The following is a 20,477-nucleotide window of genomic DNA, read 5'->3' on the forward strand; positions in this document are numbered from 1 at the left end:
AGCGGCGCTGTCCGAACCATGTACCAGTGTCCTGTGTGCGGGCTTCCCTCACGTGGTAGACGAGAACGACATACCTACCGGTTCCCTTGCGAACCGGTCACGCGCCCTCGACAGACCAATGTGAGAGGGGTCACCCTGTCATTCATCCACGCGGGGAGGCATGGATGGGCAGGAGCCGCAGAACACTTCCGGAAGAGCTTTTGCTGCTGGCACTGGACCCGGCCACGGGTACCACTGCACAGCCGCAGTCGCTCGACCTCGGTCTGGCCGGAGCACAGCTAGTGGAGCTGGCGCTGGCCGGACGGATAGCCCCAGACGGGGATCGTATCGCCGTGGTGGTACCACGGCCGACTGGAGATCCGACTTTGGACAGCGCGTTGGAGTTGCTGCGAAGGCGCGGCGCTCCGGTTCGGGCTGTCCACTGGATCGGCGGGCCGCGTCTCGGGCTCCGCCAGACCTACCTCTCGCATCTGGAGCGGTGCGGCATGGTGCATGCCGTGGCGGGCCAGATGTGCGGGGTGTTGCCGACGACTCGCTACCAGGCGACGGACACCGAGATCAGCCGGGAGATCAGGGCCCGGCTGGACTCCGCGATCCGCACCGGCGTGCCGCCGGACCCGCGGACCGCGGCGCTCGCCGCACTGGCGCACGCGGTGGGTCTCGGCAAGCACCTGTACCCGGGGAACGAGGGCCGCTCCTCGCGTTCCCGGTTGCGGGACCTGATCCGGCACGACCCGATGGGCGGCATGGTGGCGCATGCCGTGATGGACGTGCAGAACGGTGTGGCGGCCCAGCCACGCCGTGGCCCAGCCCCGGCAGGCGGCCGTCAGGCCACCACCGGCGGCCGGGGCGGACCGGAACCCGTCCGAGGGATACCGGCCCAACCGCGCCACGGATCCATGGCACGCGCCGTCGCCCACTAGGGCGACCGGCCCCCTGGGCCACTGGTCGGCCACGGCACCGAAGACCCGGTCACGGGAGCCGCTGTCCGAGCGGGGCGGAGAGAGTTCACGGCTCTCTCCGCCCCGCTCGGCATGCCGCGAACCGGTGGACGTCGCAACTGGTGGATGGCGCAACCGGTGGACTGCGCAACCGGTGGACTGCGCAACCGATCGACGTTACCCGTCCGCACCGGCCCGTGGTGTCACCACTCCGCGAACTGCCGTGTAGTGGTCGCATATCCGCTGTTTCCCAGCGGTAGGAAGCACCCTGGTGGCAGTCTGCTCAACACCAGATACGCAAAGTGGCAAGTACGAGTAAGTACGAGGCACGCAGCCGGAGGTGCACGTCCCGTGGCGTCCAATGTCAATCCCACCGTCAGGCGACGCCGGCTGGGCCAGGAGCTCCGCAGGCTCCGCGAGCTCAAGGGCATGACGGCCGAGGAAGTGGCGGAACGACTGCTGGTGTCGCAGTCGAAGATCAGCCGGCTGGAGAACGGCCGGCGCAGCATCAGCCAGCGTGACGTCCGCGACCTCTGCGGAGTCTACGAGGTGGAGGACCAGCGGATCGTCGAGTCGCTGATGCAGATGGCCAAGGACTCGCGCCAGCAGGGCTGGTGGCACGCCTTCGGCGACATCCCGTACAGCGTCTACATCGGCCTGGAGACGGACGCGGAGTCGCTCAGGGTCTACGAACCGCAGATCATCACCGGACTGTTGCAGACCCGCGCGTACGCCGAGGCGATCGTCCAGGGCGGCTCGCCCGAGTCGTCCGACCAGGAGAACGACAAGCGGGTCGAGGTGCGCCTGCGCCGACAGGGCCGTATCACCGCCGACAAGGACCCGCTGCGGCTGTGGGTGGTCCTGGACGAGGCGTCGCTGCACCGGGTCGTCGGGAGCAGGCAGGTCATGCGGGAACAGCTGGAGCACGTCATGGAGTTGTCCCAGCTGCCGCACATCACCGTGCAGGTGCTGCCGTTCGAGGTCGGCGCGCACTCCGGTATCAACGGCCAGTACTCGATCCTGGAGTTCGCGGACGCGGCCGATTCGAGCGTCGTGTACATCGAGGGCGTGACCAGCGACCTGTACCTGGAGAAGCCGCACGACGTACAGAAGTACACCGTGATGTACGAGCACTTGAGGGCGCAGTCCCTGAACGTGGAACAGTCCCGCCGGCTCGTGGAACGCGTCGCGAAGGAGTACGCGCGCTGACCTTCGGGCGGGAGAGAGCGGGATGCTATACCGCTGACACGCCTGACTGGAAGTGTCTCTTGGAATATGCCACCCGGTCGAGTGAACGGCTGCGTCGAAAGAGGATGCCGACGAGTAGCGTCGATCACGCCAACCACGAACGAAGGTTGACGCAATCCGTTCTGCGGGTCCCTGCCGGAATGCGCAGCCCGGTGACAGCAACTCAGCAACTGGCTACGGAGCGAACATGGCAATTCGTCTGGGCACCACGGAAACGTGGACGACGTCCTCCTACACCAACAACAACGGCGCGTGCGTGATGGTCAGGTCGACCACCGAGGAAGCACTGGAACTCGGGGACACCAAGATCCCCGAGGGCCCGAAGCTGGCCTTCCCCACGGACGCGTGGAGCGCTTTCGTGGCCTCGGTGAAGGGCTGAGCAGACCGGAGCCGAACAGGGCTCCGCGGAGCCCTGTCGACGAGATCGCCGTCCTTGCCGAGAGGGCTCGGCTCACCCCCGTGACCCTCTCGGCACGGCGGACGACTCCCCGCAGCCGCACCGCACCGCCTCGCGTCAGCTCAGCGGCTCACCGACTCAGCGGCTCACCGCACCGGAAAAGCGACGTCACACACCGGATCCTCGGCCCCGGCGGCATCCCAGTCCGCGAAGTACACCTCCCTGCACGGACCCGCAGCCGTCAGCCCCCCGGCCGCCATCCACTGCTCCACCGCCTCGAACGCGGCCAGGATCTGCGGATGAGCCACCTGCGCCTTGGTGATCCGGGTGTAGGCCAACCGCTGGGCCGGCTCCACCCGGACCGCCGTCTCCCGTGCCCGGCCCCGCGCCTCGACCCAGGCCCGCGCCGCCGCCTCGTCGGCGACCGGCACGCACGCCTCGGCCGGACCGTCGCTCTCCACCGACACCTCGGCGTGATAGGCGACGAACGGCGCCCCGGCCACACCCCCGCACTCCGCGGCACCCCGCTCCAGCCGCCCCAGCGCCGCCCCGATCCACGCGGGCAACTCGTCCGCCAGCGTGTGCCGAGTCTCGGTGATCAGCACCTGCTGCGGCACGTCCACCGTCTCGACCACGAACTTCCCGTACATCTCGGAACTCCTCCCAGAGAGCCGTCCACGGAGGAATTCGGCGAGTGTCCGCTGCCCGGCGAGCCGCGCCTCGACGTCCGCCCAGTAGGCGGCGAGCCGGTCGGCCGCGGCCGCGCCGTCGTCCGCGTCGACGACCTCGGCGATCCGGGCGAGCGGCATGTCCAGTTGCCGCAGCAGCGCCACCAGCCGGGCTCGCTCGACCTGACCCGCCCGGTAGAACCGGTAACCGGTGACCTCGTCGACCCGCGCCGGCGTCAGCAGACCCAGCCGGTCGTACAACCGCAACGCCTTGGCCGACAACCGCGCCCGCGCCGCGAACGCGCCGATGCCGAGCAGTTCCCCGTTCTCTGGGTCCACCGCGCCATCCTCCGCCGTCGGGCGGTCCGTCCGCCCGACGACACGAACGCTGGGCCCTGCCCCAGGGGCAAGGTCAACGCGGCCACCGGAACCGGCCCCGGACGGAACCCGGAACCGGCCCCGGACGGAACCCGGAACCGGCCCCGGACGGAACCCGGAACCGGCCCCGGACGGAACCCGGAACCGGCCCCGGACGGAACCCGGAACCGGCCCCGGACGGAACCCGGAACCGGCCCCGGACGGAACCCGGAACCGGCCCCGGACGGAACCCTGAACCGAATGGAGCGCCCTCCCCTAACCGAGCGCGCTCTCGACCGCCGCCACGACCTCCGCCGCCTCCGGCTCGGTCTGCGGCGAGAACCGGGCCACGACCTTGCCGTCCCGCCCGATCAGGAACTTCTCGAAGTTCCAGCGGATGTCGCCGCTGTGCCCCTCGGAGTCCGCGAAGTCCACCAGCCGCTCGTACAGCGGGTGCCGCCCCTCCCCGTTGACCTCGACCTTCTCGGTCATGGGGAAGGTCACGCCGTACGTCGCGGAGCAGAACTCGGCGATCTCCTCCGAGGTGCCCGGCTCCTGCCCCATGAACTGGTTGCAGGGCACACCGAGCACGGTGAAGCCCCGCGCCGCGTACTGCTCGTGCAGCCGCTCCAGCCCGGCGTACTGCGGCGTCAGCCCGCACTTGGAGGCCACGTTCACCACAAGCACGACCTGACCCGCATACCGCGCCAGCCCGGCGGAACCGCCGCTCAGGGCATCGATCTCGACATCGAGGGGAGAAGAACCGTTGGTCTCTACAGTCGTCATACCCGGATGCTAACCCCGCCCCTCTCACACGCCGTCCCCTCACACGCCGTCCCCTCGCCCGGCCTCCACGAGCACCTCCCCCGCCGCCGACCGCACATACAACACGGACCGCCCCGCCCGGCCCCACCGCTCCACCAGACCCGCGTCCAGCAGCACCCGCAGATGCCGGCCGATCGAACCCAGCCCCTGACCGGTCACAGTGAAGCTTCCCCTTGATCGTGGACACCTGGAGACTGGAACATGAGGTTCCGGAGGAAGTAGCACCAGGTGGGAAGCAAGCACACGAAGCGGTACACAGCGGAGTTCAAACGGGACGCGATTGCGCTCGTCGACTCCACAGGTCGGACGGTCACCGAGGTCGCCCGGGAACTCGGGGTGAGTCCGGAGTCCCTGCGCAACTGGCACCGCCAGGCGAAGGTGGACCGAGGCGAAGGGCGCCCCGGCGAGCTGACCAGTGCCGAGCGTGAGGAGCTCAAGCGACTGCGGAAGCAGAACGCCGAGCAGGCCAAGACGATCGAGGTGCTGCGAAAAGCCGCGGTCTTCTTCGCGAAGGAGAGCGACCGGTGAACGAGACGTACGCGTTCGTCGAGGCGGAGAAGACCACCCACGACGTCGCTTTCCTGTGCCGGCTGCTGAACGTGGCCCGCTCCTCCTTCTACGCCTGGCAGGCGGCGGCGAAGGCCCGCGCCGCACGGCAGGCGGCCGACGAGGCCCTGGCCCATGAGATCACCGTCATCCGCGTCGCATCCCGCCATACGTACGGCGTTCCGCGCATCCACGCCGAACTGCGGCGTCTGGGCCGGGCGGTGAACCGCTGGGGGTGCCCCCGCGTGCGGGGGAGCGTCGCCCGCGTCCTGCGCGAACGCGGTATCCAGGGCCCACCGCCGCCGACGGCGCTCGCTGACCCGGCCGGACAAGAAGGCGAGACCGGCCCCGGACCTGATCGGCCGCGACTTCCACGCCGAGCGGCCGGACACGAAGCTGGTCGGGGACATCACCTGCCTCCCCACAGCCGAGGGACGGCTCTACCTCGCCTGCCGGCTGGACCTGGCCATCCGCGAGGTCGTCGGATACGCGATGGCCGACCACCACCGCGCCTCCCTCGTCGTCGACGCCCTGAAGATGGCCCACGGCCGCGGCAGCCTGCAGCCCGGATGCATCACACACTCGGATCGCGGCAGCGAATACACGTCAGCAGAATTCCGCAGTGAAATACGCGAGTTGGGCCTGCGACAAAGCTGCGGCCGCACCGGATCATGCTTCGACAGCGCCGCCGCGGAGAGCTTCTGGACCCTGCTCAAGGAAGAGATCGACGCCCGCACCTGGCCCGACCGGGCCACCGCCCGCGCCGAGGTCTTCGCCTTCATCGAGACGTTCTATAACCGGCGCCGCCTGCGCAAGCACAAGGTCTTCGGCTACCTCGCCCCGGCCGAGACCAGACAGCGCCACCAGCACACCCTCGCGGCATAGAGATCGAGTGTCCAAGATCACGGGGACACTTCAGTTCAGCTGTCAACCCCGTCCTCGGGCAGAAGCCGGAACGCTTTATGTCCGGTCAGGGGCCGCATCATGCGGAAGTGGCTGTCCGAGGTGAACATCGCATCCGTGCCGTACGTAGCGGCCAGGGCGACGTTCATCGCGTCCGTCAATCCCACCCCTTTGCCGCTGTCCGCGTCTTTGTAGCCCTCCGCAACGGCGATGGCGACGCTCAAGTCCGGACTCACGGGCGGCACTTCGAACCTGCGGGTAGCGACATTGCGCTCAATGAACCGGGCCGCCACAACAGCTTTTCCGGCCCCGGCCCGCGTAGTGATCAGATAGTCCAGTTCGGCCAGCACCATCGGGGAAACGATGAGGTGGCTGATCGAGGCCAGAGCCGCCTTGTGTGTGTCGTGGCCGGTCAGCCTCGGGTCCAGGAGCCTGTAGAGGGCGTTGGTATCGGCAATCGCGACGAGACTCAAGATCCCATCCCCCTCAGGGTGTCCTCGATCTCGTCGTTGCTGAGGTCGGGAAGCCCGAGGTCGGGAAGGTCGATCTCTCCCATCGGGTCCGTTGGATACGGAGGGATGTCCTCAGGCCCTATCGGGACGACCCGGGCGACGGCGACACCGTTCTTGGTGACCGTGACGGTCTCCCCGCGCGCAGCCGCAGCGAGGATCTGAGAGGACCTCTGGTTGAAATCGCGGGCGGTGGTCTCCATGTACTACATGTTACTACGTGCGGCCCCCGCAGGTGCGGGAAGCATGTCCGGGTCCTGTGAGGGAAGGGCAGACGGGGACCGCCCACCCGGAGCAACTCGCCGGAGCGATCGACAACGGCCCACAAGAACGTCAGGGCGACCTTCGTCAGCTTGGGCGGCTGCCAGCCCGCGTCGTTCCACTCGAACTGAGCGGAGAGCGCGATGTCGCGGAGCGCCTTGCCTGTGGTGGTGCAAAGCTTGACGAGGGCGTCTGCGGTTTCTCCACCCACGCTCCTCGCCCTCCACGCCCGATAGGCAGGGGGCTGGCTGACCTGCGTGTCGGCCCCCTGCCCACCTGCCCGCCTACGCCTTGCGCCCCACCCCGCAGAAGGCGTCCACGTCCTTCGCTTCGTCCTCGCCCGGCGCACCGGCCTCCGGCCGCCACTCCGGGACCCGTACGACGCCCGGCTCCACCAGCTCCAGGCCGTCGAAGAACCCGGCGATCTCCTCGACCTCGCGCACGTAGTACGGCACGGCGCCGCTCGCGTTGTACGCGTCCGACGCCGCGATCATGCCCTCGCTCGTGGCCGTACTGTCGCTGATCACCAGGTAACTCCCCGAGGGGAGCCCCGCCATGAGCCGGCGCACCAGATCACGGGCCTGCTCGTAGTCGGCGACATGACCGAGCGTGTTGAGGATCATCAGCGCGACGGGCTGGGACATGTCCAGCGTCCCGGCGGCGGCCCGCAGGACGGACTCCGGATCGTAGAGATCGGCGTCCAGGTAGTCGGTCCGGCCCTCGGGGGTGCTGGTCAGCAGGGCGTTGGCGTGGGTCAGCACGATCGGGTCGTTGTCGACGTACACGATCCGCGCGTCCGGAGCGACGCGCTGTGCCACCTGATGCGTGTTGTCAGCGGTCGGCAGGCCCGTACCGATGTCCAGAAACTGCCGTATCCCCTGCTCCCCGGCCAGATGGCCGACGGCCCGCCCGAGGAACCGTCGACTGGTGTGGGCCACGTCGACCAGCCCGGGGAAGATGCCCTTGATCTGGTCCCCGATCTCCCGGTCGACCTCGTAGTTGTCCTTGCCCCCGACGAAGTAGTTCCAGAACCGCGCCGAGTGCGGCTTCGTCGTATCGATCCGGGCACGTGTCTCGAAACCGGCACTGTCCGGGGTGGTGTCCTGCGACACGGTTGAGCCTCCTGTGATGAGCGCGACCAGTGCGCCCAACGTAGGCGAACGTGACGGTTTCTCTCCCTGGTTGGTGGCGAAACCGGTGATCGAAGCACCTGTTCCAACCACTTCACCGCGTGGCGGAGCGTCCGGCGCTACACCAGGGGCCTTTGCTGTTCCTTCAGAGCGCCGACGAAGGCAGCGAACACCGGAGCGGAGACGGAAAGGGCGGCACGGGCTGGGTACTTCGAGTCGCGGATGGCTATGCGTGTGTCATCAGCCTCCGCGATCTCCACGCAGGCATTGCCGTCGCCGCTGCCCGAGTGGGAAGACTTCCGCCAGTTGCCGCGAGTAATCACCGGGTGTCTCACAACTCCTTGGTCAGTCCGTGGATAAGGTCACGCGAACGCTCGGGATCGAGTGACACTTCCTCCACTCTACGGAAAAGTGTTCGGAACACTCCGAGCTGCGCTTCGGAATCCACGAAGACGGTGCCGTGAGGGCCGTCGCGCAGCACAGTGTCCAGCTTCGGGACAGCTCCGCCGAGGTACACCATGTCGGCCGTGATGTCCGCGAACTCCTCCAGTTCGAAGGGGATGACGCGCACAGTCACGTGTTCAGCCTCCGACAGGTCCAGGATGCGGGCGAGCTGACTCCGCGAGGTCGCTCTGCCACCCACTCTGATGCGCAGAGCCGCCTCGTGGACCAGTGCCTCGTACGGAATCAGCCGCGTGCCTCCGATGACCAGTCGTCTCTGCATGCGGTGACGCACCCGCAACTCGAGTTCTTCGACGGGAAGCTCAGGAACCCTTCGCGAGAAGAGCGCCCGTGCGTAGTCCTCGGTCTGCAGCAGACCGGGGATGTGCAGGAAGTCCACGTCCCATCGATGGGTGGCGTGATACTCCAGCTCGGACAGGTCCAGGAACGACGTGGGCAGGAGCCCTCGGTACTCCTCCCACCAGCCACGTACCCTCTCGGTCGCCATCACCGCCAGGGCATCGACCAGTTCGCCGTCCGTGCAGGCGTAATGGGCGGCGAGGCGGCGTAGCCGCTGTTCGCTCACGCCTGTGATGCCGGATTCGATCTGGCTGATCTGTACCGAGTTCACTCCGAGCAGGGCAGCCGCATCGCGAGCACTGAGGCCGGCCGCCTCGCGAAGCCGACGCAGCTCAACGGCCAGACGCAACTGCCGTGCTGTCGGTTCGCGCCTTGTCCCCATCCGCTTCCCTTCACTCAACGTGCCTGCCAACGAACCTCGTTCGAGCGTCAGATTACGCGATCGGCTTGCTTCAGGTTAAATCTAAGGTCTACCGTTAGTGACGCAATATCCACGCTGCGCATCGTCGAGGCGTCGGAAGTGCACCGCTTCGTCCTGTCGTGGCGTGGCGGCAGTGACACCGTCGCCCGTCCTCTGTAGCGCATCCCCACTCCCTCACCCGACTGGAGTTCGCATGCCCGAAACCGAGCCGTGGGAGTACTCGCTGTACATCCCGAACGATCCGAGAGCCGTCACCATCTGCCGTCGCACCCTGCGTCTGATCCTCACCATGCACGGCCTGATTCGCCTGGTCGATGTCGCGGAGCTGGTGGCGACGGAGCTGGTTTCCAACGCCGTACGCCACACCAAGGGGCCGGCGGCACTGCGTGTGCGCTGGTCGGCCAAGGGGGTCCTGCGGATCGGAGCGTGGGACGCGGACCCGACCCCGCCGGAGCCACCGCGGCCCTTCACCCCGGAACTGGAGGGAGAGGGCGGGCGGGGCCTGGCGCTGGTGCGCGCCTGCGCCAACGTGTGGGGCTGGCAGCCGCTGGCCAGGGAGGGCAACCGAGGTAAGTACGTCTGGTGCGAGCTGGGCGCCGCTTAGCGACTCCAGCCAACTGCGGCAGCCTGCCCGCAGAGGGGCCGTCTCCAAAGGCTGTGGGTTCGAGTGTGCCGAGGGCGGCTCGTTGCGAACCGACGGGTCGTACAGCCGTCACCGCACCCGGGGGATGTGGGTTCGCCCGGGTGTACCGAGAACCCGGCAGCACCGAACTGATCAAGCGCTCCTCGGCCTGACCTTGTTCTTCAACTGCCCAGGGCTGAAAGGGTGGTGCGGCTTGCGGGCGGTCCGCGCAGACTGGTCCGCATGCTGATCGACCACTGGCCGCTCAAGGGCCTGCGCGTACAGTCGCCCCGACTCGAACTTCGGCTTCCCTCCGAGGAGGAGTTGGCGGAGGTGGCCGACGTCGCCGCGCGGGGCGTCCACGCACCGAACGAGAAGCCGTTTCTGACACCTTGGACGGATCTTCCGCCCGCCGGGCGCGCACGGCACGTCGTGCAACAGCACTGGATCCGATTGGGGAGGTGGACACCTCAGAACTGGGCACTGGAACTCGTCGCGTTCTTCGAGGGACGCCCGGTGGGCATCCAGGAGATGAGGGCCGTGGACTTCGGGATCCGGCGTGAGATCGTCTCCGGCTCGTGGATCGGGCTGGACCACCAGGGTCGTGGGCTCGGAACCGAAATGCGTGTCGCCATGCTTCACCTGGCGTTCGCGGAACTGGAAGCGGTGTCGGCGACATCGATGTCCTTCACCGACAACCTCTCCTCGGTGTTCGTGTCACGCAAACTCGGCTACCGCCCCGACGGCATCACCCGCGACGCCCTTCACGGGCAGGTCGTCGAGTCCCAGCGGTTCCGGCTCTCCCGCCAGGACTGGGACCTCCAGGAACGACCGCACGTGACCGTCAGCGGAATCGCAAGCTGTAGGGAGCTCTTCGGCATCGACAGCTGAGGCGCGTTTGTAAGGATTCCCAGTGGGCCCCGTAGGGGGTGTCGTCGGGTCTGTCACTCGCGAGGGGCGGTGGTGAGCGGGAGCCCTCCGCTGCGGCCGCCTCGCATGTCCTCCATGGAGAGGCAGCCACAGGCGTGCTCTATTGCTCACTTCAATGTGAGTAACTGTGATGTTGGTATCTCTGGGGTGAGGTGGCTCTGACGACCGTGCAGACGGCGAGCGAAACGTGCCTGGTCCGCCTCCGGGGGCGAACCCTTCCCTGGGCGGGCTAGCGCGAACCGCTCCACGGGGCGGGGACGAACGTCCAGAGCACCTCGGCGACCGAGTCGCCGCTGTTGCGCCAGTTGTGGGGTTCGCGGCCGGAGAAGGTGAGGGTGTCACCGGCCGTCAGAGTCTCGGTGCGGCCCGTGAAGAGCACGGTGACCTCTCCCTCGATGACGTGGATCACCTCCACGTCGCAGTTGATCGTGTAGAGATCGTCTCCCCCGTTCGCGTCGGGGTCGAGGCGCGAACGCAGCAACTGGACCCTCGATTGGCCGCGCGGGGTGACCATGCGGTCGAGGACCCCACGGCCGCCCATGTTGATCTGGGGCGCGTCGTCCAGGCGTATCACCTCGGTGTCGGCGTCCTCGAAGAGTGACCCCACCGGCAGCGACAGGACCTGACAGAGCGTCACCAGTGTGGCGACGCTCGGCGAGGTCTCGTCCCGCTCGACGCGGCTGATGAACCCCCTGGTCAGGCTGGTGGCCGCCGCGACCTGCTCGATGGTGAGACCTTGTGCCTGGCGGCAGGCTCGCAGGCGCGCGCCGACGCGGACCGGGAGCGCGGACGGCTTCGGATGCAGCGCCTTCATGAAGTCCTCGCAGCGATCGGTCGACTTGTCGATGGGCCTTGACAGTGGGGTGGCCGGAGGTCAGACTACCGGGAATCGTGAGTTGCCTAATATGCATTCTTTGTTGCGTATAGGTGACTTTCCTGAGTGGAGAATCGGAGGTTCCGATGAACCCCGTCGAGCCCCCACGGGCCCTCCCGACGCGGGCATCCGCCCCGTAGCCCGCCTGCCTGAGAGGACCGCCATGTCTTCACCCGAGACCGCGACCCGTCGCGAAGGTGTGATCGAGCAGCACTCGATCGACTACGTGCCCGCATCCGAGCGCCACGGCAAGGTGTGGCACCAGGGGCCGTTCTGGTTCACCGGCAACTTCGTGCTGCCGACCATGGTCACCGGCTTCGTCGGACCCGCCATGGGGCTGAGTCTCGGATTCAGCGTGCTCGCCGTGGTGCTCGGCGTCGGTTTCGGCACCTTCTTCATGGCGTTCCACGCCAACCAGGGGCCCCGGATGGGCCTGCCGCAGATGATCCAGTCGCGTGCGCAGTTCGGCAGCCGCGGCGCGGTCGTGCCGTTCGCGGCGACCGTCTTCGTCTACGTCGGCTTCCTCGTCTTCGACACGATCCTGGCGACCCAGGGCATCGGGCTCGTCCTGCCCGACGCCAAGTTGTTCTGGTACCCCGTGCTCATCGCCGCCTCGATCATCATCGCGGTGGTCGGGCACGATCTGCTGCACTTCGTGCAGCGGTGGCTGACGTATCTGCTCATCGTCGTGTTCGCGATCATCACGGTCGTGGCCATCGTGCACTTCTCCTCGACGCCGCTCGCGGTGGACGCACCGGCGGCCACGGCGGGCTGGGACACCACGGCCTTCCTGGTGCAGATCTCGCTCGCGGCCGGGTACAACATCAGCTACTCGGTGTACGTCTCGGACTACACCCGCTACCTTCCGGCGAACGCGCCCGCGAAGAAGCTGATCGGCTCGGTGTACGCCGGCGCCACGTTCTCCGCCGTATGGCTGATGTCGCTCGGCGCGGTCCTGGCCAGCTACCTGCCGGATCCCGACCCGATCCTGGCGGTGCGACAGGTCGGTGACCTGGTCTTCCCCGGATTCGGCACCATGGCCGTGATCGTTTCGGTGCTCGCGCTGGTCTCCATCATGGGGGTCAACGCCTACGGAGCCATGCTGACCGGAACGAGCGCCGTCGACGGCTTCAAGAAGGTCAGTCCGACGGTCCGGCTGCGCGTCATCGGACTCACCGTGGTCGGTCTCGGCTCGCTCCTCGTCGCGCTGCTGATCCCCGACAACTACATCGGGAGCTTCAACACCTTCGTGCTGCTGATGCTCTACTTCCTGGTGCCGTGGACCTCGGTCAACCTCGTCGACTTCTACTTCGTGCGCCGCGGCCGGTACGCGATCGGGGAAGTCCTGAAGCCGAACGGCATCTACGGGCGCTGGGCGTGGCGGGGTGTGCTCGCGTACCTCCTCGGGTTCCTCTCGATGATCCCGTTCTTCTCGACCAGCTTCTATGTGGGACCGGTCGCGGAGCTGCTCGGCGGAGCCGACTTCTCGTTCGTCGTCGGGCTCTTCGTCTCCGGCGTCCTCTACCTGGTCTTCTCGCGCAACCTCGACCACGGTGCCGAGGCCGACGCCCGCGTGGAGGACGAACCCGAACTGGAGGGATCGGTCCGATGACCCCCTCGCTGCCGTCATCGGCGTCCGCCGCGTCCGCCGTCACGGTCGCCTGCTGCCAACTCGCCCCGCAGGTCGGCCGCGTATCGGAGAACCGGGAGCAAATCCGCGAGGCGGTCCTGTCCGCAGCGGACCGGGGCGCGAACATCGTGGTCCTGCCGGAGCTCGCCAACTCGGGGTACGTGTTCGACGATGCCGAGGAGTTGCGGGCGACAGCCGAGCCGATCGGTGGCGAGACGATCAGGGAGTGGGAGGCCCTGGCGTCCCGGCTGCGGCTGGTGATCGTGAGCGGCTTCGCGGAACTCGGCGCCGACGGCCACGTCTACAACACGGGTGTCCTGATCGACGAGACCGGGCTCCGTGCCGTGTACCGCAAGGCGCACCTGTGGAACGCCGAGAAGACCCGGGGTTTCACGCCGGGTGCGGCGCCGCCGCCGGTGGTCGACACCCCGTACGGCCGTATCGGGATGCTGGTCTGCTACGACCTCGAATTCCCCGAGTGGGTGCGCATGGCGGCGCTCGAGGGAGCCCAGCTGCTGTGCGGGCCGGTGAACTGGCCGCTGTACCCGCGACCGGAGGGTGAGCGCCCCGGCGAGATCATCCGGGTGCAGGCGAACGCCGCGGTCAACCGCATGTTCGTCGCGGTCGCCGACCGCGCCGGCGTCGAACGAGGGCAGGAGTGGCTCGGCGGCAGCGTGATCGTCGACGCCGACGGATATCCGGTGACGGCGCTGCGCCTGGGCGAGGCGGCGACCGTCAGCGCGACGGTCGACCTCGCCGAAGCGCACGACAAGTCCATCAGCGAACTCAACGACGTGCACGCGGACCGGCGCCCCGAACTGTATTCGGGTGTCGGACCGGAGCAGCCGTGACCCGGACGCAGGTGGCCATCGTCCAGCAGCCGCCCGCGTTGCTGGACCTCGAGGAGTCGGTGCGCCGGGCCCGCCGGTCACGTGGCGGACGCGGCGGCCTCCGGCGCGACGCTCGTCGTGTTCCCGGAGACCTGGCTCACCTGCTACCCGGCCTGGGTGTTCGGCTTGGCGGGCTGGCGTGACAGCACGGCACTGGCACGCGCGCCTGCTCGAACAGAGCCCGGTGCTCGATCACACCGGTGGCGTGGACGACGATCTCGCCCCAATCCGGGCGGCGGCTCGCGAGGCCGGCGTGACCGTGGTCCTGGGCCTCAACGAGCGCCCGTCCGCTGCCGCCGGGTCGCTGTACAACTCGCTCGTCACCATCGGTCCGGACGGCCGTACGCTCAACCTGCACCGGAAACTGACGCCGACGCACACCGAACGCATCGTCTGGGCGGCGGGCGACGGGGCGGGCCTGCGCGTCGTCGACACACCGGCCGGGCGTATCGGCTCTCTCGTCTGCTGGGAGCACTTCAACCCGCTCGCGCGCCACGCCCTGCACGCGCAGAACGAGGAGCTCCACGTCGCCGCCTGGCCGGACATGCCCGAGAGCCACACGATCGCGGCCCGGTCGTACGCCCTTGAGGGCCGCTGCTTCGTGATCTCCGCCGGGCAGATCCTCTCGACGGACGACATCCCCGCCGACCTCGTCGACGCGTACCGAGCAGGTGTCGGCCCCGACGCACCCGAGAACGGGCTGCTCTTCAACGGTGGTTCGAACATCGTGGGTCCCGACGGCACCTGGATCGTCGAGCCGGTCTTCGACCGGGCCGGCCTCATCACGGCGCCCCTGCCCACCGGCCGCCGCTACGAGGAACTGCTCGACCTCGATGTCGCCGGCCACTACGCCCGGCCCGATGTATTCCGGCTCTCCGTCGACCGCCGCCCCCGCACGAGCGGTGTGAGCTTCACGGACTGACCGACGCGGCTCAGCACCATGCCAGTGGTGTCGCTCCTCGCCGGGCCCCACCGGGCTCCGCGCGAGAGCACCAAGGTCCCGGTCGAGGATCCGGCACGCACCTGGCACGCGAGTCGTGATCACCGTCCAAGGGCTCCGTGCACCGCCGACCGGACCCCAGCGGCGGCCTCGCCGCATCGCGCCGATCGGCGAACCTCCGCGAGAGCGTCACGGACGTGGCCGGCTCAGCCCAGGTCCACCTCACGGTTTCGGGACCACCTCGAGCCTCGGGGGGTTCGACCGGGGGAGCCGCTTCTTCGCTGTTCGCACGTGCTCGCGGCCACGGGGATCACGAAGATCGAGGCACTGCCCGAGATGCTCCACCGCGGGGTGACATCGAGCGACGACGGCTTCGAGGAGTTCCTGTTCTCCCGGCCGTTCGAGGGTCTGGAGTTCGGCGCATGCTCCTACGACGAGCAGACGGACGCCGAGTGATCCACCTGTTCGGCGCCCACGTGGTCGCCGGACCCACGACCCGGGCCACGCCCGATCCTCGCGTCATGTCCCAGCCGCAACCGAGCGGCTGAGGCAGAGGGGCACGGGCGTAGAACCTTTCACTCGCACGGGCTGAAATCTGTCATGGCTGCTGTAGACATGTGCCCGCGAGGGGGTTAGTGTGTCTGCTGTAGCCAGGAAGTCAGTGAGGCGTGGCAGACACGGACTGCCCGCGTGGAACAAAGGTTGTGGCACGGCGGTGGAGTGGTGGGGCCGGAGTAGGCGTGGGGCCCCCTCGCTGACCGCCGGGCCCGGTGGCCTCGTGAGGGCTGCCAGCAGTACGTAGGATCCGCAGTACCAAAAGGTCCGTCAGAAGGAAGAAAGAAGGAGGAGTACGCCATCAGGATCGCCCGGGCGAGAACGGTTCGCTCGGGTACCGCAGGCCCCGGAACGGAAGGTGGTCCCACGGTCACGCATCCGCGATCCCCGCACTCTCCGCCCCCTGCTGGGGGCCGGTGCGGAAACAGAAGGCCGGCATCGCAGTAAGCCGGCCGGTGGTGTTACAAATCCCTCGGGGCCTTGGTGCCGTACGGCACCAAGGCCCCTCGACGCATTCCCCATCAGAGGTGCAGATGACCGCAGACACACCGCTCGACCGAATCGACGACGACGACTACCCCGCTTACACCATGGGGCGAGCAGCGGAGATGCTCGGCACCACGCCCGCCTTCCTGCGGGCCCTCGGCGAAGCCAGGTTGATCACGCCCCTTCGCTCCGAGGGCGGCCACCGTCGCTACTCCCGCTATCAGTTGCGTATCGCCGCCCGCGCCCGTGAGATGGTCGACCAGGGCACCTCCATCGAGGCGGCCTGCCGCATCATCATCCTGGAAGACCAACTCGAAGAGGCCCAGCGCATCAACGACGAACTGCGACGCGGTGATGTCGGGTCCGGCCACAAGGCGGACGCCTGATCCGCACCCTCACAGTGGACGGTAGCCCCCTCAGGCCCGTAGCCGGCAGCCGATCAGGCCGGGCGTCGCAGTCCGGCCTGGGACGGCAGTCCGAGGAGACGGAGCGCGGGTGCCGCCGTGTCGACGGTGGACCGGCAATCGAGTCCCACCGTCCGGCCCGCACGCCATGTGCCAGTCGCGCGGGCTGCGGCTTGCCAGGTGCCCCCCGTGGGAGCGCCCGGACCCATGGTCGCCCTTGCGCCGAGTCGGCGCGGCTGTGGACGCGGAACCGGGTGGGCGTGTCACCCGGAGCGGGGCACGGGTCGACGGCGACGGGGCCGGCGAAGGTATGTGTCCCTGTGCCGAAGGTATGTCCCCGTTCGGGGCCGTGACGGTACACCTGGGGGCAAGGACGGGGCCATCGGCAGAGGGGTGTCGGAGAGCCGCCGGGGCATCTCCGGGGCATGCGGAAGAGCCCTGCCCTGCGTCGGCGTGTTCGGGGACGGCCCGAGGCTGCGCCGCAGGGCCGGCCCCGGCGGTAAGAGTGCACGCCCACTTGCCCGACCGGCCGACGAGGTCGGGAACAAGCCGGCTCGGGCTCTGGCCGCTGTCCTGGTACCGGCTCGCACCTCTCCCGTCGGTCAGATGGACATGGGGGCGCCAAGCAACGCGGAAGCCCGCTGGAGCGGGTCGACGATCCTCGCCGCCGAGGCCGCAGGGGCCTCTGCGGCCTTGGGGACGGTGCGGCAGGTGAAGCCGAGCTGGGTCATGGCCCTGAGGACTTCGCCGCCGCTGAAATCGCGGCGGTCCTGGCGGGTGATGACCTGGCCGACCTGCTTGGCGGGGTAGTGGCGGCGCCCGATGACCACGGAGTCGCCGGTGACCGGCTCGGGTTTGACGCCCTTCATCGCTTCCAGCACGCCACTCTTGGTGAGCTCGAACGGAAAGCGGGCGATGACACAACGCATGAGGCCTCACAAGGAGAAGGGGAAGGGGCCGACCGTGGGGAGGCGGTTCAGCGGGAGTGGGCGACGACGCCCAGGGCGTTGCCGTGTTCGTCGACCACGGGCAGGGCCCCGAGCCGCCGGTGGCGCATCGCGTGCTCGGCTTCGGCCACCGTGGTCAGCGGCGAGGCGAAGGGCCCGCCGTCGGTGATGTCGCGCAGGCGGACCCGGTCGGTGTATCCGGAGCTGTCCCGCACCGCGGTGAGCCGGGCCCGGGTGACCAGGTCGGTGTACTGGCCGTCCTCGTCGCAGACGACGAGGTGACCCGTGCGGGCGGCGGCCATGACGGACAGCGCCACCTCGACGGTCATGTCGTCCCAGACCTGAGGCCCGGCCGCGTCCATGGCCTCGGCAACCGTCCTGTGCACGGCGTTGGTGCTCGTTGAGCGGGAATGCATCCGGACCAGCGTCAAGAGGTGCCTCCTGCAGAGATGGGTCAGCTTCCTGAGCAAGACGGTTCTAGGCCGCGTCGGGGACGGACCGCCGTGCGGGCGCGCGCCGGGTCGCCGGAGCCGAGCGGCGCCGACCGCGTGAGGTGGCGCTGCGCTTCGCACGTTCGACCACCGGCGCGGTGATGACGACCGGGATGCCGGAGGGGGCTTGGGCACCGGTGATGCGGTGCAGGGCCTCCGCGCCCGCCTGGACCTGGGTGGTCTGCGGGACGATGCCGGCTGTTGCCATGAGGCGGGTCATGGCGCGGCGCTGGTTCGGGGTGACCAGGGTGACGACGCTGCCGGACTCGCCGGCGCGGGCCGTGCGGCCGCCGCGGTGGAGGTAGTCCTTGTGGTCGGTCGGAGGGTCGACGTTGACGACGAGGTCGAGGCTGTCGACGTGAATGCCGCGCGCAGCGACGTTGGTCGCCACCAGCACGCTGACGTGTCCGTTCTTGAACTGCGTCAGCGTACGGGTGCGCTGCGGCTGCGACTTGCCCCCGTGCAGGGCGGCGGCCCGCACCCCGCTGTTCAGGAGGTGCTCGGTGAGGCGGTCGACGGCGTGCTTGGTGTCCAGGAACATGAGCACACGGCCGTCGCGTGCGGCGATCTCGGTGGTGGCCGCGTGTTTGTCGGCGCCGTGGACGTGGAGTACGTGGTGCTCCATCGTGGTGACCGCGCCGGCCGACGGATCGACGGAGTGCACGACGGGGTCACTCAGGTAGCGGCGCACGAGCAGATCGACGTTGCGGTCGAGAGTGGCGGAGAACAGCATGCGCTGCCCCTGGGGGCGGACCTGGTTGAGCAGGGCGGTGACCTGCGGCATGAAGCCCATGTCGGCCATCTGGTCGGCTTCGTCGAGGACGGTGATGGCGACCTGGTCCAGCCGGCAGTCGCCGCGTTCGATGAGGTCCTTGAGGCGTCCGGGGGTGGCGACGACGACCTCGACGCCGCCGCGCAGCGCACTGGCCTGCCTGCCGATCGGCATCCCTCCCACGACCGTGGCCAGGCGCAGCTTCACCGCGCGGGCGTACGGCGTGAGCGCGTCGGTGACCTGCTGCGCCAGCTCACGCGTCGGTACGAGGATCAGCCCCAGCGGCTGCCGGGCCCCGGCGCGCTGCCCAGCCGTACGGGCCAGCAGGGCCAGCCCGAAGGCCAGGGTCTTGCCGGAACCGGTGCGCCCCCGGCCGAGGACGTCGCGGCCGGCGAGGGTGTTCGGCAGCGTCGCGGCCTGGATCGGGAACGGTACGGTCACGCCTTGCGAGCCGAGCGCGGCCAGCAGCTCCGCGGGCATGTCGAGATCGGCGAAGCCCGTCGCCGCGGGCAGCGCCGGGGTGAGCGTCTCCGGGAGGGCGAACTCACCCTGGAACGCGGCGGGGCGGCGGCTGTGACCGTGGGAACGGATCGGCCCGCCGGAGCGGCGCGGGGACGACGAGCCGAACCGGTTGCCGTTCTTCCCGGGGGCGGCGCTCCCGTTCCGAGTGCGGGCGAAGCGGTCGTTCGTGCGTGTGCGGTTCATGCGGAACCTTCCTCGATGCGGCACATATCAAGGAATTCCCGCGGCAATGAGCGGCGTGGAGAATTGCAAGAACGGGCCGAATGGAATGCGAAAGTAATCGTGCGCTGCGACACGTTCGAGAGGAGATGCAAGGGCATCCTCGAAGGGGAATCCGTGTGTGTGATCCAGCGGATTCCCGCAGTCGTCCCGCAGTCGTCCCGCAGGAGAAACCACTGCGGGGAGTGCGTGCAGCTGGGGCCCGCACCCCGAAGGATGCGGGCCCCAGCTGCGAAGTGTGCGCCGACGTCAGGCGAGGACGATGTTCTCGGCCGTCGGGCCCTTCTGGCCCTGCGCGATGTCGAAGCTCACCTTCTGGCCTTCGAGCAGCTCGCGGAAGCCCTGGGCGGCGATGTTCGAGTAGTGGGCGAACACGTCAGCGCCGCCACCGTCCTGCTCGATGAAGCCGAAGCCCTTTTCCGCGTTGAACCACTTCACGGTGCCAGTAGCCATGTCTTTTCTCCTTCGGGGCAGTGAGTCGGCATCCGCACTGTACGGACACCGTGTCGCCGCGATGATGACCCCGCCCGGAAAAAGACCGGTGCCAAAAGGCACTTCCAGTGGCACAGAAGCCGACTGAGAAGAACTTGGAATTCGGGAACCACAACTGCAACTGAGATCGACAGTAGCACGTTGCGGCGGTCCGTGTGCGTTGAATAATTCCGCTCCGATCGTTACTGCAAGGAAACTGCCCGCACGGTTCCGTAAAACCCTCACCCCGCGGATACAGATATAATGTTGTCCCGACCTTGCTGGCCCGTAAATCCCCGGCTCCGGCCACGGGCCCGGAGCGGTATCGCTGCTGGGGCATCGACGGACCCTCGCAGCGGTTCAGTCGCGGGACAGGCCCTGGAGGCCGACCACGCGCAGCAGCTCCAGCCGTTCGTGGGACTCGCTGCCCGAGCGGGCGGTGCAGACGATCAGCCGCTGGTCGTGCTCCGGCCTCAGCAGTACCTCGCAGTCCGGCTCCGACAGGCCGACGACCGGATGCGGGAAGCGCTTGACGTCGCTGCGGCGCACGCCGACGTCGTGGGTGTCCCACGGCGCCGAGAGCTCCTCGCTCCGGGCGCGGAGCCGGCGTACGAGCCTTGCCGGCCGCGCGTCGTCCGGCCGACGGGCGAATGCGGCGCGCGGATCCGCCACCACTCCCCCGGGGTTGCACACGGACCGCTTGCCCCGGGCTCCGGC

Annotated in this window: 24 protein-coding genes and 3 pseudogenes; 13 read left to right on the forward strand and 14 right to left on the reverse strand. The window is 68.6% G+C overall.

The annotated features are described in order from the left end of the window. The first annotated feature begins 164 nt into the window (after positions 1–164). The 3 genes from WJ438_RS23225 (at position 165) to WJ438_RS23235 (ending at position 2,568) form a co-directional block, all read left to right on the forward strand. Positions 165–923: a GPP34 family phosphoprotein gene (locus tag WJ438_RS23225; protein ID WP_406726945.1), complete on the forward strand. Its 759-nt coding sequence runs from the start codon at positions 165–167 to the stop codon at positions 921–923. Between the two features lie 369 nt (positions 924–1,292). Next, entirely contained in the window at positions 1,293–2,150 is an 858-nt protein-coding gene (locus WJ438_RS23230) for a helix-turn-helix transcriptional regulator (protein ID WP_202280341.1), read from the forward strand. Positions 2,151–2,376: 226 nt separating this feature from the next. Continuing rightward, on the forward strand, positions 2,377–2,568 hold the full coding sequence (locus tag WJ438_RS23235) for a DUF397 domain-containing protein (RefSeq protein WP_406726946.1): 192 nt from the start codon (positions 2,377–2,379) through the stop codon (positions 2,566–2,568). Positions 2,569–2,732: 164 nt separating this feature from the next. Here the strand turns inward: WJ438_RS23235 and WJ438_RS23240 are convergent, their stop codons facing one another. From WJ438_RS23240 to WJ438_RS23250, 3 genes and pseudogenes are all read right to left on the reverse strand, one after another. Further along, complete coding sequence (locus tag WJ438_RS23240; protein WP_406726947.1) at positions 2,733–3,593, reverse strand: MerR family transcriptional regulator; 861 nt, start codon at positions 3,591–3,593, stop codon at positions 2,733–2,735. Between the two features lie 294 nt (positions 3,594–3,887). After that, on the reverse strand, positions 3,888–4,397 hold the full coding sequence (locus WJ438_RS23245) for a glutathione peroxidase (RefSeq protein WP_406726948.1): 510 nt from the start codon (positions 4,395–4,397) through the stop codon (positions 3,888–3,890). Positions 4,398–4,436: 39 nt separating this feature from the next. Beyond that, positions 4,437–4,595, reverse strand: a pseudogene (locus tag WJ438_RS23250) (transcriptional regulator); the annotation flags it as partial. A 69-nt stretch (positions 4,596–4,664) separates the two neighbouring features. Between WJ438_RS23250 and WJ438_RS23255 the strand changes: the two are divergent. From WJ438_RS23255 to WJ438_RS23265, 3 genes and pseudogenes are all read left to right on the forward strand, one after another. After that, positions 4,665–4,964, forward strand: coding sequence for a transposase (locus WJ438_RS23255; protein ID WP_406726949.1), 300 nt, complete (start codon positions 4,665–4,667; stop codon positions 4,962–4,964). A gap of 71 nt (positions 4,965–5,035) precedes the next feature. Then, positions 5,036–5,269, forward strand: a pseudogene (locus tag WJ438_RS23260) (IS3 family transposase); the annotation flags it as partial. 10 nt (positions 5,270–5,279) lie between these two features. Beyond that, a pseudogene (locus tag WJ438_RS23265) lies at positions 5,280–5,867 on the forward strand (IS3 family transposase); the annotation flags it as partial. A gap of 35 nt (positions 5,868–5,902) precedes the next feature. Here WJ438_RS23265 and WJ438_RS23270 read toward each other — a convergent pair. From WJ438_RS23270 to WJ438_RS23290, 5 genes are all read right to left on the reverse strand, one after another. Next, on the reverse strand, positions 5,903–6,358 hold the full coding sequence (locus WJ438_RS23270) for a PIN domain-containing protein (RefSeq protein ID WP_406726950.1): 456 nt from the start codon (positions 6,356–6,358) through the stop codon (positions 5,903–5,905). Beyond that, a complete protein-coding gene (locus WJ438_RS23275; RefSeq protein ID WP_406726951.1) occupies positions 6,355–6,597 on the reverse strand; it encodes a type II toxin-antitoxin system Phd/YefM family antitoxin in 243 nt (80 codons plus the stop codon). The genes WJ438_RS23270 and WJ438_RS23275 overlap by 4 nt, the downstream gene beginning before the upstream one ends. Before the next feature lie 342 nt (positions 6,598–6,939). Further along, entirely contained in the window at positions 6,940–7,767 is an 828-nt protein-coding gene (locus tag WJ438_RS23280; protein WP_406726952.1) for an SAM-dependent methyltransferase, read from the reverse strand. Between the two features lie 137 nt (positions 7,768–7,904). Continuing rightward, positions 7,905–8,108 (reverse strand): DUF397 domain-containing protein, encoded by a 204-nt coding sequence (locus WJ438_RS23285; protein ID WP_406726953.1) that lies wholly within the window; start codon positions 8,106–8,108, stop codon positions 7,905–7,907. Between the two features lie 8 nt (positions 8,109–8,116). Next, on the reverse strand, positions 8,117–8,968 hold the full coding sequence (locus WJ438_RS23290; RefSeq protein WP_406726954.1) for a helix-turn-helix transcriptional regulator: 852 nt from the start codon (positions 8,966–8,968) through the stop codon (positions 8,117–8,119). 232 nt (positions 8,969–9,200) lie between these two features. Here WJ438_RS23290 and WJ438_RS23295 point away from each other — a divergent pair, with 232 nt between their 5' ends. Then, positions 9,201–9,611, forward strand: coding sequence for an ATP-binding protein (locus WJ438_RS23295; protein WP_406726955.1), 411 nt, complete (start codon positions 9,201–9,203; stop codon positions 9,609–9,611). Positions 9,612–9,872: 261 nt separating this feature from the next. Continuing rightward, positions 9,873–10,520 (forward strand): GNAT family N-acetyltransferase, encoded by a 648-nt coding sequence (locus WJ438_RS23300; protein ID WP_406726956.1) that lies wholly within the window; start codon positions 9,873–9,875, stop codon positions 10,518–10,520. A 268-nt stretch (positions 10,521–10,788) separates the two neighbouring features. Here WJ438_RS23300 and WJ438_RS23305 read toward each other — a convergent pair whose 3' ends face one another. Then, entirely contained in the window at positions 10,789–11,373 is a 585-nt protein-coding gene (locus WJ438_RS23305; RefSeq protein ID WP_406726957.1) for a helix-turn-helix domain-containing protein, read from the reverse strand. Positions 11,374–11,596: 223 nt separating this feature from the next. On the opposite strand from WJ438_RS23305, the gene WJ438_RS23310 reads away from it, so the two are divergent. The 5 genes from WJ438_RS23310 (at position 11,597) to WJ438_RS23330 (ending at position 16,320) form a co-directional block, all read left to right on the forward strand. Continuing rightward, on the forward strand, positions 11,597–13,045 hold the full coding sequence (locus WJ438_RS23310) for a purine-cytosine permease family protein (RefSeq protein ID WP_406726958.1): 1,449 nt from the start codon (positions 11,597–11,599) through the stop codon (positions 13,043–13,045). Beyond that, positions 13,042–13,914, forward strand: coding sequence for a nitrilase-related carbon-nitrogen hydrolase (locus tag WJ438_RS23315; RefSeq protein WP_406726959.1), 873 nt, complete (start codon positions 13,042–13,044; stop codon positions 13,912–13,914). Before WJ438_RS23310 ends, WJ438_RS23315 begins: the two co-directional genes overlap by 4 nt. A gap of 178 nt (positions 13,915–14,092) precedes the next feature. Further along, complete coding sequence (locus WJ438_RS23320) at positions 14,093–14,875, forward strand: carbon-nitrogen hydrolase family protein (protein ID WP_406726960.1); 783 nt, start codon at positions 14,093–14,095, stop codon at positions 14,873–14,875. Positions 14,876–15,184: 309 nt separating this feature from the next. Next, positions 15,185–15,349, forward strand: coding sequence for a hypothetical protein (locus WJ438_RS23325; RefSeq protein ID WP_406726961.1), 165 nt, complete (start codon positions 15,185–15,187; stop codon positions 15,347–15,349). Positions 15,350–15,981: 632 nt separating this feature from the next. After that, on the forward strand, positions 15,982–16,320 hold the full coding sequence (locus tag WJ438_RS23330) for a MerR family transcriptional regulator (protein WP_406726962.1): 339 nt from the start codon (positions 15,982–15,984) through the stop codon (positions 16,318–16,320). A 620-nt stretch (positions 16,321–16,940) separates the two neighbouring features. Here the strand turns inward: WJ438_RS23330 and WJ438_RS23335 are convergent. From WJ438_RS23335 to WJ438_RS23355, 5 genes are all read right to left on the reverse strand, one after another. After that, positions 16,941–17,267: an SCO5918 family protein gene (locus tag WJ438_RS23335; protein ID WP_406726963.1), complete on the reverse strand. Its 327-nt coding sequence runs from the start codon at positions 17,265–17,267 to the stop codon at positions 16,941–16,943. Positions 17,268–17,314: 47 nt separating this feature from the next. Beyond that, complete coding sequence (locus WJ438_RS23340) at positions 17,315–17,716, reverse strand: CBS domain-containing protein (protein WP_406726964.1); 402 nt, start codon at positions 17,714–17,716, stop codon at positions 17,315–17,317. 46 nt (positions 17,717–17,762) lie between these two features. Further along, the gene (locus WJ438_RS23345) at positions 17,763–19,253 is read right to left on the reverse strand and encodes a DEAD/DEAH box helicase (RefSeq protein WP_406726965.1); all 1,491 of its coding nucleotides are present in this window, start codon (positions 19,251–19,253) and stop codon (positions 17,763–17,765) included. Between the two features lie 285 nt (positions 19,254–19,538). Next, positions 19,539–19,742 carry a cold-shock protein gene (locus WJ438_RS23350; RefSeq protein WP_030039020.1) on the reverse strand — a complete coding sequence of 68 codons (204 nt, stop codon included), beginning with the start codon at positions 19,740–19,742 and terminating at the stop codon, positions 19,539–19,541. A gap of 378 nt (positions 19,743–20,120) precedes the next feature. After that, positions 20,121–20,432: a hypothetical protein gene (locus WJ438_RS23355; protein WP_406726966.1), complete on the reverse strand. Its 312-nt coding sequence runs from the start codon at positions 20,430–20,432 to the stop codon at positions 20,121–20,123. Positions 20,433–20,477: the final 45 nt, after the last annotated feature.

Source organism: Streptomyces sp. GD-15H (assembly GCF_045291515.1).
In the GTDB taxonomy this organism is placed as follows: domain Bacteria; phylum Actinomycetota; class Actinomycetes; order Streptomycetales; family Streptomycetaceae; genus Streptomyces.

Bases quoted from the DNA above. Each gene is read 5' to 3' on its own strand.
- WJ438_RS23225 (WP_406726945.1), top strand. From the start codon at position 165: ATGGGCAGGAGCCGCAGAACACTTCCGGAAGAGCTTTTGCTGCTGGCA.
- WJ438_RS23235 (WP_406726946.1), top strand. From the start codon at position 2,377: ATGGCAATTCGTCTGGGCACCACGGAAACGTGGACGACGTCCTCCTAC.
- WJ438_RS23245 (WP_406726948.1), bottom strand. From the start codon at position 4,397: ATGACGACTGTAGAGACCAACGGTTCTTCTCCCCTCGATGTCGAGATC.
- WJ438_RS23275 (WP_406726951.1), bottom strand. From the start codon at position 6,597: ATGGAGACCACCGCCCGCGATTTCAACCAGAGGTCCTCTCAGATCCTC.
- WJ438_RS23290 (WP_406726954.1), bottom strand. From the start codon at position 8,968: ATGGGGACAAGGCGCGAACCGACAGCACGGCAGTTGCGTCTGGCCGTT.
- WJ438_RS23295 (WP_406726955.1), top strand. From the start codon at position 9,201: ATGCCCGAAACCGAGCCGTGGGAGTACTCGCTGTACATCCCGAACGAT.
- WJ438_RS23300 (WP_406726956.1), top strand. From the start codon at position 9,873: ATGCTGATCGACCACTGGCCGCTCAAGGGCCTGCGCGTACAGTCGCCC.
- WJ438_RS23305 (WP_406726957.1), bottom strand. From the start codon at position 11,373: ATGAAGGCGCTGCATCCGAAGCCGTCCGCGCTCCCGGTCCGCGTCGGC.
- WJ438_RS23310 (WP_406726958.1), top strand. From the start codon at position 11,597: ATGTCTTCACCCGAGACCGCGACCCGTCGCGAAGGTGTGATCGAGCAG.
- WJ438_RS23315 (WP_406726959.1), top strand. From the start codon at position 13,042: ATGACCCCCTCGCTGCCGTCATCGGCGTCCGCCGCGTCCGCCGTCACG.
- WJ438_RS23330 (WP_406726962.1), top strand. From the start codon at position 15,982: ATGACCGCAGACACACCGCTCGACCGAATCGACGACGACGACTACCCC.
- WJ438_RS23335 (WP_406726963.1), bottom strand. From the start codon at position 17,267: ATGCGTTGTGTCATCGCCCGCTTTCCGTTCGAGCTCACCAAGAGTGGC.
- WJ438_RS23345 (WP_406726965.1), bottom strand. From the start codon at position 19,253: ATGAACCGCACACGCACGAACGACCGCTTCGCCCGCACTCGGAACGGG.
- WJ438_RS23350 (WP_030039020.1), bottom strand. From the start codon at position 19,742: ATGGCTACTGGCACCGTGAAGTGGTTCAACGCGGAAAAGGGCTTCGGC.